The 15194-nt window shown below is 43.1% G+C and carries 15 protein-coding genes; 8 read left to right on the forward strand and 7 right to left on the reverse strand.

Features of this window, described 5'->3' with window-relative positions; genetic code table 11:
- Window positions 1-2: 2 nt before the first annotated feature.
- The 5 genes from clpX (at window position 3) to LU293_RS05730 (ending at window position 6282) form a co-directional block, all read left to right on the forward strand.
- A complete protein-coding gene (clpX, locus tag LU293_RS05710; protein WP_242746202.1) occupies window positions 3-1280 on the forward strand; it encodes an ATP-dependent protease ATP-binding subunit ClpX in 1278 nt (425 codons plus the stop codon).
- A gap of 172 nt (window positions 1281-1452) precedes the next feature.
- Window positions 1453-3606, forward strand: a complete 2154-nt coding sequence (fadB, locus tag LU293_RS05715; protein ID WP_242746203.1) for a fatty acid oxidation complex subunit alpha FadB — start codon at window positions 1453-1455, stop codon at window positions 3604-3606.
- 22 nt (window positions 3607-3628) lie between these two features.
- Window positions 3629-4801, forward strand: a complete 1173-nt coding sequence (fadA, locus tag LU293_RS05720; protein ID WP_242746204.1) for an acetyl-CoA C-acyltransferase FadA — start codon at window positions 3629-3631, stop codon at window positions 4799-4801.
- Window positions 4802-5114: 313 nt separating this feature from the next.
- Window positions 5115-5657: a hypothetical protein gene (locus tag LU293_RS05725; protein WP_242746206.1), complete on the forward strand. Its 543-nt coding sequence runs from the start codon at window positions 5115-5117 to the stop codon at window positions 5655-5657.
- Between the two features lie 163 nt (window positions 5658-5820).
- Complete coding sequence (locus tag LU293_RS05730) at window positions 5821-6282, forward strand: hemerythrin domain-containing protein (protein ID WP_242746208.1); 462 nt, start codon at window positions 5821-5823, stop codon at window positions 6280-6282.
- Window positions 6283-6542: 260 nt separating this feature from the next.
- Here the strand turns inward: LU293_RS05730 and LU293_RS05735 are convergent, their stop codons facing one another.
- The 6 genes from LU293_RS05735 to hisIE form a co-directional block, all read right to left on the reverse strand.
- Window positions 6543-7499, reverse strand: coding sequence for a tRNA dihydrouridine synthase (locus LU293_RS05735; RefSeq protein ID WP_242746211.1), 957 nt, complete (start codon window positions 7497-7499; stop codon window positions 6543-6545).
- Window positions 7492-8973, reverse strand: a complete 1482-nt coding sequence (locus tag LU293_RS05740; protein ID WP_242746214.1) for a UvrD-helicase domain-containing protein — start codon at window positions 8971-8973, stop codon at window positions 7492-7494. The genes LU293_RS05735 and LU293_RS05740 overlap by 8 nt, the downstream gene beginning before the upstream one ends.
- A gap of 72 nt (window positions 8974-9045) precedes the next feature.
- Window positions 9046-9789 (reverse strand): twin-arginine translocase subunit TatC, encoded by a 744-nt coding sequence (tatC, locus tag LU293_RS05745; RefSeq protein ID WP_375540323.1) that lies wholly within the window; start codon window positions 9787-9789, stop codon window positions 9046-9048.
- Entirely contained in the window at window positions 9782-10303 is a 522-nt protein-coding gene (gene tatB, locus LU293_RS05750) for a Sec-independent protein translocase protein TatB (RefSeq protein WP_242746218.1), read from the reverse strand. The genes tatC and tatB overlap by 8 nt, the downstream gene beginning before the upstream one ends.
- 2 nt (window positions 10304-10305) lie before the next feature.
- Entirely contained in the window at window positions 10306-10536 is a 231-nt protein-coding gene (gene tatA / locus LU293_RS05755; RefSeq protein WP_242746221.1) for a Sec-independent protein translocase subunit TatA, read from the reverse strand.
- Between the two features lie 186 nt (window positions 10537-10722).
- Window positions 10723-11505 (reverse strand): bifunctional phosphoribosyl-AMP cyclohydrolase/phosphoribosyl-ATP diphosphatase HisIE, encoded by a 783-nt coding sequence (gene hisIE / locus LU293_RS05760; protein ID WP_242746224.1) that lies wholly within the window; start codon window positions 11503-11505, stop codon window positions 10723-10725.
- A gap of 174 nt (window positions 11506-11679) precedes the next feature.
- Here hisIE and rpmI point away from each other — a divergent pair, with 174 nt between their 5' ends.
- Window positions 11680-11871, forward strand: coding sequence for a 50S ribosomal protein L35 (gene rpmI / locus LU293_RS05765; RefSeq protein ID WP_242746227.1), 192 nt, complete (start codon window positions 11680-11682; stop codon window positions 11869-11871).
- 27 nt (window positions 11872-11898) lie between these two features.
- Window positions 11899-12255 carry a 50S ribosomal protein L20 gene (rplT, locus tag LU293_RS05770; protein WP_242746230.1) on the forward strand — a complete coding sequence of 119 codons (357 nt, stop codon included), beginning with the start codon at window positions 11899-11901 and terminating at the stop codon, window positions 12253-12255.
- Between the two features lie 201 nt (window positions 12256-12456).
- Here rplT and LU293_RS05775 read toward each other — a convergent pair whose 3' ends face one another.
- Window positions 12457-13560, reverse strand: a complete 1104-nt coding sequence (locus tag LU293_RS05775; RefSeq protein ID WP_242746233.1) for a porin — start codon at window positions 13558-13560, stop codon at window positions 12457-12459.
- A gap of 441 nt (window positions 13561-14001) precedes the next feature.
- Between LU293_RS05775 and pheS the strand changes: the two genes are divergently transcribed.
- On the forward strand, window positions 14002-15030 hold the full coding sequence (gene pheS / locus LU293_RS05780) for a phenylalanine--tRNA ligase subunit alpha (protein ID WP_242746236.1): 1029 nt from the start codon (window positions 14002-14004) through the stop codon (window positions 15028-15030).
- Window positions 15031-15194: the final 164 nt, after the last annotated feature.

The following is a 15194-nucleotide window of genomic DNA, read 5'->3' on the forward strand; positions in this document are numbered from 1 at the left end:
CTATGAGTAATGAAATTGAACGCTGCGATTTTTGTGGCAAAACCAAAAGTGAAGTTAAAAAGCTTATCGCAGGTGAGCAAGCAAGCATCTGCAATGAATGCGTGCAATTATGCGGTGAGATGGTGGGCGGATTGACTAAACAGAGAACAACAAATACCGCCAAAGCTGAACCGATTAAAGCGATAAAACAAGACGATGATAATGAGCATTGGGCAAATGTCAAGCTACCGACACCAAAAGAGCTGCGTGCTCACTTAGATGATTATGTTATCGGTCAAGACACTGCCAAAAAAACGTTGTCAGTTGCGGTATATAACCACTATAAACGCCTAAAAAACCATGCTACTTTAGATAAGAAAGTCGGTGCACCTGAGATAGCTAAGAGTAACGTACTGTTAATCGGACCAACAGGATCGGGTAAGACTTTACTGGCACAGACTTTGGCTCGTTCGCTTAATGTGCCGTTTGCGATGGCGGACGCTACGACGTTAACTGAAGCAGGTTATGTGGGCGAAGATGTTGAAAATATCATTCGTAAGCTCTTACAGGCTGCTGATTACGATGTTGAGAAGACTCAGCGTGGTATTATCTATATTGATGAGATTGATAAAATCACCAAAAAAAGCGAAAACGTCTCCATCACTCGTGATGTATCGGGCGAAGGCGTGCAGCAAGCTTTGTTAAAACTTATCGAGGGTACGGTTGCCAGCGTGCCACCACAGGGTGGACGCAAACACCCTGGCAAAGAAACCATTGAAGTGGATACCAGTAATATTTTGGTCATTGTTGGTGGTGCGTTTGCAGGGCTTGATAAAATCATTCAGCAACGTACCGAAAAAACAGGTATCGGCTTTAATGCTGACGTTAAAGCTCCTGAAGAGACAAGTGTGGGTGAGCTGTTTCGTGAAGTTGAGCCAGAAGATTTGATTAAGTTTGGGATTATTCCTGAGTTTATCGGACGTCTGCCTGTGATTGCAACTTTAGAAGAGCTTGATGAAGAGGCTTTGGTGCAGATTTTGACCGAGCCACAAAACGCCCTAACCAAGCAGTATGAATATCTGTTTGAGATGGAAGGGGTGGAGCTATCTTTTGATAAAGATGCACTTATTGCCATTGCCAAGCAAGCGATGAAGCGTAAGACGGGAGCAAGGGGGCTTCGCTCTATTATTGAGAATGCCTTACTTGAGACAATGTACGAACTGCCAAGCATGACAGGCGTCTCTAAGATTACTGTGGATAAGGCGGTAATTGATGATGGAGCACAGCCTAAAACGGACTAATCTTAAAACCACTCGCAATGAGTGGTTTTTTATGACCAGTGATTTTGATTTTGCTTAAAATGAGCTGACTGCACAGTCAATTTTTATCTTTTTTGCCAAAATTGCTTGTGATATAGTGAGAGCATCTATCTTTTATAATCAGTTGTATTAACCCAAAAAAAAAGGAGCAACCATGATTTACCAAGGAAAACGCATTCAAGTAAATCTACTTGACGGTACGGCAGGCATCGCCAAAATGCACTTTAATGCCGAAGATGAGAGCGTCAATAAGTTTGACAAATCAACCAATGATGAATTTAGACAAGCTGTGATTGCCTTAGAAAATGCTAAAAATATCAAAGGCTTAATTGTAACATCAGGCAAAAAAGTCTTTATCGCAGGGGCAGATATTACTGAATTTGTGGCGTATTTTCAAAAAGATGTCAGCGAGCTTGAAGATTGGCTGCTTGACATTAATAACACTTTTAACCGCTTTGAAGATTTGCCATTTCCCAAAGTGTGTGCCATTAATGGAGCGGCGTTGGGCGGTGGCTGTGAGATGACGCTCGTCTGTGAGTACCGTGTGATGGCGACATCGGCAAGCATTGGTTTTCCTGAAACCAAACTTGGTATTTTCCCAGGCTTTGGTGGTTCGGTGCGTAGTCCACGCATTATCGGCATTGATAACGCTTTAGAGCTGATTGCCACAGCAAATCCTTTAAAACCTGCCAACGCCTTAGCATCAGGCTTGGTAGATGCACTGGTGAGTGATGATAAATTAGAAGCATCTGCTCTTGATTTGGTGAATAAATGTATTAAAGGCGAGCTTGACTGGCAAGCCAAACGAGCCGAAAAATTAGAGCCTGTTAAATTGCCTAAACTTGAGCAAACGATGGTCTTTAACTCTGCTAAAGCGGTGATATTTGCAAAGGCTAACCCTAAGCATTATCCTGCCATAGCACTTGCCATTGAAGCGATTGAACAGCATGTCAATCTGCCACGAGATAAAGCCATTGCCATTGAAGCTAAAAACTTTGCTTTATCTGCCAAAACACCGCAAGCGGCTGCCTTAGTGGGCGTGTTTTTAAACGACCAACTGGTCAAAAAACGTGCCAAACAACACGCCAAAAATGCCCATGACATCGCCCACTCTGCCGTTATCGGAGCGGGTATTATGGGCGGTGGCATCGCTTATCAATCAGCAGTGAAAGGTCTGCCGATTACCCTAAAAGACATTAAAGCTGACCAGCTTAATTTGGGTATGAATGAAGCTAATAAGCTGTTATCCAAACAAGTAGAGCGTGGCAAATTAACACCTGCTAAGATGGGTGAGACGCTTAGTAAAATCCGCCCAACCTTAACTGATGGCGACTTTGATGGTGTAGATATCGTCATTGAAGCGGTGGTAGAAAACCCAAACGTCAAAAAAAGCGTGCTAAGTGATGTAGAAAATTTGGTCAAAGATGACTGTATTTTAGCATCAAACACATCTACCATTAGCATTACCGAGCTTGCCAAATCGCTAAAACGCCCAGAAAATTTTGTGGGTATGCACTTTTTTAATCCTGTACACCGTATGCCCCTAGTAGAAGTGGTGCGTGGCGAAAAATCCAGCGATGAAGCGATAGCAACCACTGTGGCATTGGCCCAAAAAATGGGTAAAACGCCGATTGTGGTTAACGATTGTGCTGGGTTTTTGGTGAATCGGGTGTTATTTCCGTATTTTGGGGCGTTTGAGTTACTGCTTAAAGATGGAGCGGATTTTGTCAAAATTGATAAAGTCATGGAGCAATTTGGCATGCCGATGGGGCCTGCGTATCTGATGGACGTGGTTGGCTTGGATACAGGCGTGCATGGGGCAAGCGTTATGGCACAAGGCTATCCTGATCGCATGAAACCTAATTATCAAGGCAGTATTGAAACTTTATTTAAGGCAAATCGCTTGGGACAAAAAAACGGCGTAGGCTTTTATAAATATGAAACTGACAAAAAAGGCAAGCCTAAAAAACTCACCGACCCAAGTGTTAATGATCTGCTAAATGCGATCAATGATACACCAAAAGACATCGATGAGCGTGAAATTGTCGAGCGTATGATGGTGGCGTTTTGTACCGAAACGGTACGCTGCCTTGAAGATAATATTGTGGCAAGTGCAGGCGAAGCAGATATGGCAATGCTGCTTGGGCTTGGATTTCCACCGTTTCGTGGTGGACCGTGCCGATACATTGACCAGTTTGGCGTAAAACAATTTGTGGCATTGTGCGATAAATATGCTCATCTTGGTAAGGCGTATGAAGCCCCTGCCTTATTGCGTAAAATGGCACAAAATGGCGAGACGTTTTATTGATTAAAAATTTAAGGAAAAAACCATGACAACTTTAAACCCTACTGATGTGGTGATTATAGATGGCGTACGCTCGGCAATGGGTAAATCTAAAAACGGTATGTTTCGCAATGTGCGAGCCGATAATTTATCTGCCGAAGTGGTGCGTCAATTATTAAAACGCAACGAATTTGACCTAAGTCTTATAGAAGATGTGATTTGGGGAGCGGTTAATCAGACGCTTGAGCAAGGCTGGAATATCGCTCGCCACATTGGACTATTGGCAGGCATTCCCAAAAGTGCAGGCGGTCAGACGGTAAACCGTCTGTGTGGCTCATCCATGCAGGCTTTACACACGGCAGCTGCCCAAATCATGACTCATCAAGGCGATGTATTTATCATCGGTGGTGTGGAACATATGGGGCACGTCAATATGATGCACGGTGTGGATTTAAACCCTCTTGCGTCAAAACATTATGCCAAAGCGTCCAACATGATGGGGTTAACCGCAGAAATGCTTGGGCGATTAAATGATATCACACGCCAAGAGCAAGATGAATTTGGCGTGCAGTCGCACAAACGGGCGTGGCAAGCAACGATAAATGGACGCTTTGACAATGAAATTGTGGGTGTAGAAGGGCATGATGCAGATGGTAATTTGCAGCTTTGTACGGTGGACGAAGTCATTCGCTCGGACGCTAATTTAGGGGCTTTTCAAGCGTTGCGTCCCGTATTTGACCCTGCTTACGGCACAGTAACAGCAGGCACATCATCTGCTTTGTCAGATGGTGCGTGTGCTATGCTTGTGATGTCCGCCCAAAAAGCTAAAGATTTGGGCTTGACCCCACGAGCCAAAATCCGCTCTATGGCAATCGCAGGGTGCGACCCTGCTATCATGGGCTATGGTCCTGTGCCTGCCACCCAAAAGGCATTAAAGCGAGCAGGACTTAGTATGGACGATATTCAAACCATAGAACTCAACGAAGCCTTTGCCGCTCAAAGTCTGTCGGTGATGAAAGGCTTGGATTTGTACGACAAACAAGACATTGTTAATCTAAATGGCGGTGCGATTGCCCTTGGACATCCTTTGGGCTGTTCAGGTGCAAGAATTACCACCACACTCATCAACGTCATGGAACAACAAGACACCCAGATCGGACTTGCTACCATGTGTATTGGTCTTGGGCAAGGCATCGCCACAGTGATTGAGCGGGTTTAGGCGACAAGCCACATTAGCTAGGCTATACAGTCAAAAAAAAAGCCGCTTAGACTAAAAATTATTGATTTTAAAAATACCACACCGTTTTTATAAGTAAAGACGGTGTTTTTTATGTCAAAATCACTAAGTTATAGCTTATTCATCTGTGTAAATGGGTATTATTGATATTGTATTAAGCAAACAGGGCTGATGAAGCGACCGATTACGGTTTTACAAAATGTTATAAATTGTAATCTGTGCTATCAAAATAAGTGTAATCAGTGTATTATAATTGATTTACAACGTTTACTTTGTTTAATTTGTAAGGATTAATATGAAACTTTATACCAAGCTTTTTGCTGCCGTTATGTTTGCAGGTATAGCGGTTCAGGCAGGTGCTGTATTACCACAAGCTGACTCAGATACACTTTCAACAACCACCAAGAGCATTACGCCAAGCCAGCAAGTTATGCTACCAGAAGGAGCAAATGTCACTGCTGCGGTGAATGCATTTGTGGTGTCACATGATGCCCAAGGTCAAGAAATCTTAACACCGATTGATTTAGGCTCTTATGTTACCCAAGGCAACACAGTAGAGTATCGTGGATTATTTACAAATGCAGGTGAGCATCGTGTTCGCAAGATGACAGTCAGTGTTAGCATTCCTAATGGTGCTGAGCTTGTGGGTGATATTGAGCCTAAGCGTGGTCAAGCCACCGCTGATGGTAATCTGTACACCGCCATGCCTTTGCGTATGAATGTCAATGGTCAGATTCAGCCAATACCACTATCATACTACCAAGGTTTGCGTTGGCAGATAGAAGATCTTGGCGTGGGTGCGACAGCAGTAGTTAAATACCGTGCTAAAATTAAGTAATGTTTAATAAGCCAAATGCTGTGCGTTTGGTTTTTTAGCATGCTGATATATTTGAGTATACTGGTATAGACGATGGGTTTGTCAAGTACAAAAACCTTAATTATCTGCCAAAATACGATACACTAAAAGTAATAAAATAGCCAAACTTGAAAAAGGATAAGCCATGGAAAACATCGATATTTTTACCGCATTAATCAAATCTCACGACGTGCAACGAAAACTGTGCGACAGCTTAGAGATGAGTTTAAAGGATAAAGACCGTAAGCAAGCTGAGCAGCGTTATGAGCCACTTAGAATTGAGCTGCAAGCCCATGCCGCTGCCGAAGAGCGTCATCTGTATGTGCCTGTCATGAAGTTTGATGATGGCCTTGACCTGTCTCGTCATGCGATTGCTGAACATCATGAGATGGATGAGATGATGCAAGTGCTAAGCGATGGACGCACTGGCGATGAGCGATTCTTTGAAACAGCAACAAAGCTAATTGATGAAGTTCGCCATCATCTTAAAGAAGAAGAAAATAATTTTTTTAAGGACGCAAAACAATTGCTAGATACACAAACTCAAAAACGGCTTGGTGTGCTGTATCAGGCTGAGCATGAGTCTTTTGAAGAGCGTAATGATTAATACGACAAGCCCACTTAAAATAGTGGGCTTTGTTTGGTTTATTTGTTTTTTCTGCCTTGCACCGCTTTAAAGCGTGGATTGGATTTATAATCACAAAGGTGCGACCATGCTGGCGGATGATTTGATAATTTTCATGGCGGTTTGACGGGCTTTAAAAAAAAGAACTTGTATATTGTTTCCTTATGTTGTTATAAAGTAAAATCATGATATAACAACTTTCGTTATCATACAATTATATTAAGAAAAACCTTCATTAAAGGTTATAGCAGGGCTATAATCTCATCTTTTAGTTTTAATTTTTTGACCATTTGCCATAAATCTTCGGCTTCAGTATAGCCTTTGGTCAGCATACCAAGCCACTGTTTATACCGTCCAATGAGTCCTTTTTGGTTGTCAGTATCATCATTTAAAAAGGCGAGTTGATAAGCTATTAGCTGTTGCCAAGTTAAGGTTTTATCGGCATTATTAATAAGAGCAATCAAATCAGGACGAGTAACCGCCCCACGTCCGAGCATAAGATGGGGTGTGCTGGCTTGGTTGGCACAACAAGTAGCATCTTTGGCAGTCCAAATCTCACCATTAGCGATGATGGGTAATCCAAGAGTGGTAAAAGGGGCGATTTTATCCCAATAAGCAGGGGGTTTATAGCCTTGGGTTTTGGTGCGAGCATGAATGGTAAGCCAGCTTGCGTGAGCAGATTTGACCGCTTGCCCAATCTGGGTCATTTTACCCATGTCGGTATAGCCCAAGCGAATTTTGGCAGATACAGGCACATCGCTTGGCACAGCTTTTCGCACAGCACTGATGATGGTATAAAGCGTGTCTGGCTCATCAAGCAGTACCGAACCGCCTTTGTGGTTATTCACCGTTTTTGCAGGGCAACCAAAGTTTAAATCAATGGCTCTTGCCCCAAGCTCCACCGCCGTTACGGCGCTTTGGCTCATTGTCTCAGGGTTATTGCCCAAAAGCTGTACATGAATGGGTGTGCCACTTGCCGTTTTACCATCGGTGTGTAATTCTGGCACATATTTATAAAACACATGGGCAGGTAGCGGATAATGCGTCACTCGGATAAATTCACTCACCGACCAATCATAAGGAGTACCTAAATCATGGGCGATTTGCGTTAAAACTTGCCGCATGAGCGGGTCGGTTAAGCCTTCCATGGGGGCAAGCAAGCGGACAGGGCGGGTGAACAGATGGTGAAAATCAGTCATAGATGAGCTTTTTGGTGGTCAGGGCATAAAGTAAGTCATTAACATCGTGGACATCAAGCGTATCTTGTCCACGAGTACACGCCACATACAGCAGCCGCAATTCTTCAGCACTAATTTTTACGCTGCGTTCGGTAACATCGTATAAAAAGTCGTCAGCAAGCTGCACACGCCCCCACTCTAAGCCTTTGGATTTATGGGCGGTGGAGACGACATAGTCGGCACACCTTGGGGTGGATAGGGCGTTAATGGCTTGGGTGATGGTGCTAACACCATGCTCTTCGATGAGCTTTACCCAAGTTTTTAGGTCAGAGCCGTCGGTTGTTTCGCTAAATTCTTGGACTTCACCCCAGTGGTTAAAATAGGCAAGTTCGGCAATACCATAGGCAGATTTGCCGTTTTTTAGGCTCTCAGCCCCTTGGCAAAAACGCAAAATGCGTGAGCTGTCTGCTTGCAGGGCAACCTTGTGATTTGCCTTTAAACCTGTTAGTAATCGTGCCATCGCCCCTGCGTTCGTTCGGCAAAGAATGGCGTCTTTTTGGCTGATTCTAAGTTGTTTTTCTACGCTAGATTGACGGTTGGGGTTGCCTTTTAGGGGAATGGTTTCTTGTAGTGCCTTTAACAGCACATTTGCCACATCTGCAATCGCTTCGCCAAAACGAAAAGACTGTGTCAATAGTGTCTGTGGGTAGGGCAAGCGTTTCATGGCGTTCACCGCCCCACGCCATTCATAAATCTGCTGATGGGCGTCGCCTACATAGATGGTCTGCCTATCTTGCTTGATTAATGCTCCCATCATTAAGGGGTCTGCATCTTGGGCTTCGTCAAATAAGATAAAATCAGCAGGAATGGCAGGATTGGATAAGGTCCATAATTTAAGATAAATGTCATGACCAATACCCGCTTGGTGGCGTGCGTCTATTGACTGTAGCCAGCGTTCTTCAAGTGCAGGATAAAGCTGCTGTCTTAAGGCGGCATCGTCTGCATCGCTTAGCCAACTTGGCAATATAAGATGGCGTGGTGCAGGATAGGCTGATGATGTCTTGCAAAAATGCGTAATAGATTCACCAATAATCGTACCGAGCTTAGATTTCGTGAGTGTAACAGGCTTAGGTATGCCATCAAACTGTCGTAAAACTTGAATGGGAGAAAGCCGTAATTCATCAGCCAAGCGAGCAGGTGTTAGGCGTGGCAGACTGACTTTGGCTGTGATGTCTCGTGGCACATGACGAAACGCAAGCGAATGAAAAGTCTGACAGCGAACGTGTTTTGGGAATTTGCCTTGGGCTTCGTTTGCGATGGCTTTGTTGAAGGCTAGATACAGCCCACGTCCTTGTAGGTTTTCACTGATAAGCTTAAGCGTGGTGGTCTTGCCAGCCCCAGCATACGCCACCACCTTAAAGGAATTGCCTTGCCTTGCCATATCTAAGGCGGCAAACTGTTCTTCGGTGGGTGTGTGGGGTGTAGATGGGTTCATGCCAAATCATCGCTAAAAATAGACGACAGATTATAGCATATCAAAGATGTTTTGAGACTTGTCTTTATCAATCTAAGAGTGTTTGGCAAGCATTTTTGCCATGATAAGCCCACATTCAAAAAGTAAGCACATAGGTACAGCCAGCATCACCATGCTCGCCCCATCAGGTGGTGTTACCACAGCAGCCACCGCAAAGCACCCAACGATGATATAGCGTCTTTTCTCAGCAAGCGACTGCGGAGTAACGATGCCTAAAAGCACCAGTAATAAGGTTACGACAGGAATCTCAAACATCACACCAAATACGGCAAACAGTTTGATAACAAAGTTTAGGTAACTTTCAATATCTGTCATGGGCAGCACATTATCTGGCGAGAACATGACAAAAAACTTCAAAGCAGGCACAAGCACAATAAAATAAGCAAACGCCACACCTAAGTAAAACAGCAAGATGGCAAAGAGCAAAATGGGTATGGCAATGCGTTTTTCTTGACGGTATAGACCCGGTGCGATAAAGCCCCAAATTTGCCATAAAATAAACGGCACACTCACAAATATCGCCACAATAAAGCTAAGCTTAATGGGCGTAACAAAGCCGCTGGCAACATCGGTCGCAATCAGGCTTGCGTGAGCAGGCAGCAGGGCAACCAAAGGGTTTGAGATGTAGTCGTATAGCTGGCGACTAAAACCAACCAACACTAAAAAAATACCGATAACTGCCATCACAACCTTAATCAGGCGAGAACGCAGTTCAGCAAAATGAGCCATAATCGGCATATCGTCTGTTGTCGGTGGTGTGAGCAAAGGTTTAGTCATGATGGTTATAGGGGTTATGTAGTAGCGTATCGGCTGTGTAGTTTGGTAAAAAAGGTGCTACTGGCAGTCTGCGATTTTTATCGTATTCACCAAGTAAGAACCAGTGGTTGGCAAGTGGTAGATTTAAGGCAGTCTGGGTTGTTTGGATTTTTTGGGCTTGTCTTGGGTTTTTTTGTGCGATATCATCGGCAGTTGCATAGCTTTTATTTTGAAGTGGGTCTTGATGTGCTGTGTCTTGATATTGCTCATCAAGTGTGCGTTGTAGCTTTTGCATTTGGGCTTTCATGGCTCTTTCTGACTGACGAATCTTGGCAATCTCTGCTTGCAGTTCTTTGGTCGCTTCGGCAAGCTCAAACTCGCTCATCAGCTCATCTTTTAGGCGTGTCTGTAGCCTGCGGATATTGCCATACCACTTGCCAAGCGTACGAGCAACCACAGGCAGCTTCTCAGGACCTAGCACGATAAGAGCAATAATCCCAAGAAGCGTCAGCTCAAAAAACCCTAGATTTAGCACCGCTATCCTTGGTGTGAATGGGTGTTGGTTTCTTTGATTTTGGTGACAGTAACGACAGTTTCGCCGTCTTTTTGGGTGATGACTTTTGGTGTTTCATCTTCTTTGACAGCGTCTTTAAAACCTTTGACCGCAGAGCCTAAGTCTTTGCCTGCGTTTTTAAGTTTACTTGTGCCAAAAATTACCACAACTACAACCAATAAAATCAGCCAATGTGTAATAGACAATCCGCCCATAAAACTCCCCTTTGTTTAGTTACGATTTTATTTATTTTAACATACCAAATGGCGTGCTTGGGTATTTTATCATGCCAATGTTGATAGTTTGATGATATTTTTGTTAAATTGGCGATGATTTAACCATCGCAGGTTTTGTCACATGCTTTAGTGTGGCTACATACAGCCAACAAAAAGCCTACTGCGTTAGTTTGTTTGCCGAGCATTCTTCTCATCAATGCCAGACAGACCAAAGCGTCGTGCCAGCTCATCTAAAATAGCAGTGCTGTCAATGTCAAAGTGGGCAAGTGCCACAAGACTATGAAACCAAACGTCCGCCACTTCATAGATAAGGTCAGCTTTAGCAGCAGTGTCGTCAGTATTCGTGGACTGCATAAGCTGCAGCTGTTTGGCAGCGATAATCGCTTCAACTGCTTCTTCGCCCACTTTTTCTAGGATTTTGTTTAATCCTTTGTGGTAGAGACTTGCGACATAAGAGCTGTCTTTATCGGCGTGTTTTCGCTGTGCTAATATGACGTCAAGCTTTGCCAAAACTTCAAAGCCAGTAGGATTTTTGCTTGGATTAATGTGTGGTTTTGGGCAGTCGCCATAGATGTCTTTTGGGTCTTTGATGATAGCTAAGGTGTCTTGCCATGTACCATTTGTTGTATCAAGGCGTTTATAAAAGCAAGACGCACGCCCTGTATGGCAAGCAATCCCCCCAAGCTGAGTAATGCTGTATATCACCGCATCGCTGTCGCAGTCGGTGTAAATCTCATGGACGATTTGGGTGTGTCCGCTTGTCTCGCCTTTATGCCAAAGCTTGTTGCGAGAGCGGCTAAAATACACCGCTTGGTTAAGCTTTTTGGTTAAAGTTAGACTTTCACGGTTTGCCCATGCCATCATCATAATCTGCCCTGTGTCATAATCTTGGGCGATGACAGGAATTAAGCCATGCTCATTAAATGTTAATTCGTCTAGCCAGTTCATAAGTATCTGTTAAATTCTGTTGTAAAATTTCGTTAATTTTAACAAAAGTTTTGGCATTTTGCTTGTGATATTTACAAAAACCACTTATAATAACCATCCCACCTTCCGACTGCTTTTGGCAGGCAAAAAGGTTCAACAAGTTGGGCGACCAACTTTTTAACTAAGAGGCTAACTATGAAACTTAAAACCAAACGTGGTGCAGCTAAGCGTTTCAAAAAAACTGCAAACGGCTTTAAGCGTAAACAAGCGTTCAAACGCCACATTTTGACCAAAAAATCTCCTAAGCGTATCCGCCAACTTCGTGGCTGCGTTATGGTTCACGCATCTGACGTGGCTGCTGTCCGTCGTATGTGCCCATACATCTAATTAACTTAAAGACTCTAGGAGAATAAAATGGCTCGTGTAAAACGTGGTGTACAGGCAAATCGCCGTCATAAAAAAGTTCTAGCTCGTGCAAAAGGATACTACGGAGCTCGCTCTCGTGTGTATCGTGTTGCTGTGCAAGCAGTCATGAAAGCTGGTCAATACGCATATCGTGACCGCCGTAACAAAAAACGCTCTTTTCGCCGTCTGTGGATCGCTCGTATCAATGCTGGTGCTAGACTAAACGGTCTAAGCTATAGCCGTCTAATCAACGGTCTTAAAAAGTCAAGCATTGACATCGACCGCCGTATCCTAGCAGACATCGCCATGCATGACGCAGCAGCGTTCACTGCGATCTGCGAAAAAGCAAAAGCTGCTTTGGCATAATGTCAACATCAGTTGATTGATGTACTAAGTCTTATTTATCAGATTAGTCACATCAAAGACGAATAAAAACCGCAATAATCTATCAGTTATTGCGGTTTTTTTATTTGGGGTTTTTATTGGGGCTTGGAATGTGTTTAGATTGGGTGTTGATACAACAAAAAACAACCTGCAAAGGCAGGCTGTTTTTTTTGATGGGTTTGATTAGAAGCGGTAAACCATACCGACCTCAATACCTTTAGAGGTATTTTCTTTTTTGTTGAAGGTCTCGATTGTCTTCTTTTCAATTTTATTCTTAACTACAATCTCTTCTGGCTTTTTATCCCATTCCCAGTATTTATCTTGTGCATAACCAACGCTAGCAAAGGCAAGAAGTGATTTATTGATGTCATACTGAGCACCGATGTTAAAACCTGATGCCTTACCATCTGCATAGCCTTTGTAGTTATCAGTATGATACGCTTCAGCCCATGCGGTTATTGGTGCATTTATCTTATAGCTTGCACCACCTGATACAGCCAATTCATCGTTATTGCTGTTATAGTCGGACAGTTGAGCTAAGCCATATACCGTCAATCTATCATTAGCCTTGTATTCAGCTGAGCCACGGATTGACTTTAGGTCTTTACCTGCGTGGGTATAGGCAGCATTTAGAGCGACTTTATCTTTGGCATATTGTACGCCACCGATGACAAAATCACGATCTAATGAGGTTTCTTTGTTATTCTTAAAGGTGCTAAAACTGCGACTGCCTTTGCCTGCTGCACCAGAGCCTTCATCCATGCCGTATTGGATAAATGCAGTGGTAGTACCATTGTTTAGTTTTGGCGTGGTGTATAAAATGCTGTTATTAACCCAAGTTGCATCATGTCCTGCAACAGGTCCAATCCCCACATTACGCCACCATGCTGGGCTAACAGATAGATAATCGTCTTGTGAAATGGTGCGACCAACCAATAATCTACCGTATTGCTTGTTATTTAGGGCGATATAGCCGTGACGAGCTGAGAAGTTACCCCCAGTATTTTCTGCAACATCAACTTTATATTCTAGCTTATATTCTAAGTCGGTATTGTCAGTAAGCTTTTCTGTACCCTTAATACCAATACGAGAGTTGCCAGAGCTTAGGTCGGGACGAGCTGATGTTTTGGTAGCGACATCATTGATGGTGTCTGTTTTGTCTACAGCTAGGGCAGACAGACGAATCTGACCATAGAGGTCAGGTGCAGCGAAGGCCTGGCTAGATAGTGCTGCGATGGCAAGCACGCTTGTGGTTTTGATAGCGATGGCTAGAGGTGATTTTTTCATAAGAGTTCCTTTTAGGGCTGAAATCCATGCATCCATCAGAGGCTTCTATCCAAAAGTGTGATGAATGCGACAGCTTTATTTGCACTTAGGTAACAAATAGCTAAGATTGCAACGCAAATATACACAAAAAATCAATCCTTAGCAACAGATATTTCAAAAAATTTACATTTTTTTTGTAAATTCTTAGGATTTTTTGCAAAAAACCAAGTATTTTTAAGTGTTTGTGGGGTGTTTGGATTTGTTGTAGACAGATTGTTAATGGGTTTGTTTTGTAGTTTTGCATAAAATGATTGATGGTGTATTTTATGTGATAAGTTTGCAAGACTTGTTAATAATTAATAATACGAAACTTAATAATATGAATCGACTGTTTACATTTTAAAGTGAATTATTTACAATAACTTCCTTATTTTCCTAGAAAAATTACCAAAAGCTTTATTTATGATGACCATACCTACCTTAAACAAACCTTTGTCCAATCTTTGCGAGCAGGATTTTATCAAGTTTGCTGATTCTGCCTGCACACTCATCAGCCAAGCACCAGATGAAAATCAATTACAAGAATTAAAAGTACAGCTGCAAGGCAAAAAAAGCGAGCTGGTTGCTTTATCCAAGCAAATGGGTGGGCTTGATGTAGACGACAAAAAAGTCTATGGTGGATACCTGCACGAATTACGCACTCGCTTAACTACCGCTTTTGACCATCAAGGTCAGCTGCTTGCCCAAAAAGCACTAAATGAGAGATTGACAGCTGAGCAGATTGACATCACCTTGCCTGCTCGTGGCGTGCCAGCAGGCGGACTTCACCCCATCACGAAGATTACCGAGCGTATGAAGCAGTTTTTTGTGCAGGCAGGTTTTAGCGTGGCAACAGGTCCTGAGGTTGAGAGCGATTATTATAATTTTGAGGCGTTAAATATCCCAAGCCATCATCCTGCTCGTGCTATGCATGATACGTTTTATTTTGATGCTCATTATCTGCTACGTACGCACACAAGTGGCGTACAGATTCGCACGATGGAGAAAAACGAGCCACCTTTGCGAATCATCTGCCCAGGGCGTGTTTATCGCTGTGATAGCGACCAGACGCATTCACCGATGTTCCATCAGATGGAAGGCTTGATGATTAGCAAATCGTCTAATTTTGCTGAGTTAAAAGGGCTTATTCATGAATTTTTGGACGCATTTTTTGGCAAAAAAATGACCGTGCGGTTTCGCCCAAGTTTTTTCCCATTCACTGAGCCATCAGCAGAAGTGGATATTTTGTCGGATAATGGCAAGTGGCTAGAAGTTTTGGGCTGTGGCATGGTACACCCCAAAGTACTTCAAAATTGTGGCATCAATCCTGATGAATATACAGGCTTTGCTTTTGGGCTTGGTATTGAGCGTTTCGCCATGTTGTATTATGGCATTGATGACTTAAGATTATTTTTCCAAAACGATTTGCGGTTTTTAAAGCAGTTTGGCTAATGGGTGTCATTATTTGGCAAATGCTTAGTCAAAATCTGATTGGTAACAAGAGCCATCAAGTTAAATTGAGCGATAAAATAACGTTATAAGAAACAACGCTATAAGCTTGTCGTTTTAAGCTGTCATATATAAAGCCTAATTGACAAAAGTAAAAATTAGAGATA

It is taken from the genome of Moraxella nasovis (genome assembly GCF_022701215.1).
Lineage (GTDB): Bacteria > Pseudomonadota > Gammaproteobacteria > Pseudomonadales > Moraxellaceae > Moraxella > Moraxella nasovis.

Bases quoted from the DNA above. Each gene is read 5' to 3' on its own strand.
- rpmI (WP_242746227.1), top strand. From the start codon at position 11,680: ATGAAACTTAAAACCAAACGTGGTGCAGCTAAGCGTTTCAAAAAAACT.
- LU293_RS05725 (WP_242746206.1), top strand. From the start codon at position 5,115: ATGAAACTTTATACCAAGCTTTTTGCTGCCGTTATGTTTGCAGGTATA.
- fadA (WP_242746204.1), top strand. From the start codon at position 3,629: ATGACAACTTTAAACCCTACTGATGTGGTGATTATAGATGGCGTACGC.
- LU293_RS05735 (WP_242746211.1), bottom strand. From the start codon at position 7,499: ATGACTGATTTTCACCATCTGTTCACCCGCCCTGTCCGCTTGCTTGCC.
- tatA (WP_242746221.1), bottom strand. From the start codon at position 10,536: ATGGGCGGATTGTCTATTACACATTGGCTGATTTTATTGGTTGTAGTT.
- LU293_RS05740 (WP_242746214.1), bottom strand. From the start codon at position 8,973: ATGAACCCATCTACACCCCACACACCCACCGAAGAACAGTTTGCCGCC.
- LU293_RS05775 (WP_242746233.1), bottom strand. From the start codon at position 13,560: ATGAAAAAATCACCTCTAGCCATCGCTATCAAAACCACAAGCGTGCTT.
- rplT (WP_242746230.1), top strand. From the start codon at position 11,899: ATGGCTCGTGTAAAACGTGGTGTACAGGCAAATCGCCGTCATAAAAAA.
- LU293_RS05730 (WP_242746208.1), top strand. From the start codon at position 5,821: ATGGAAAACATCGATATTTTTACCGCATTAATCAAATCTCACGACGTG.
- clpX (WP_242746202.1), top strand. From the start codon at position 3: ATGAGTAATGAAATTGAACGCTGCGATTTTTGTGGCAAAACCAAAAGT.
- fadB (WP_242746203.1), top strand. From the start codon at position 1,453: ATGATTTACCAAGGAAAACGCATTCAAGTAAATCTACTTGACGGTACG.
- hisIE (WP_242746224.1), bottom strand. From the start codon at position 11,505: ATGAACTGGCTAGACGAATTAACATTTAATGAGCATGGCTTAATTCCT.
- pheS (WP_242746236.1), top strand. From the start codon at position 14,002: ATGATGACCATACCTACCTTAAACAAACCTTTGTCCAATCTTTGCGAG.
- tatC (WP_375540323.1), bottom strand. From the start codon at position 9,789: ATGACTAAACCTTTGCTCACACCACCGACAACAGACGATATGCCGATT.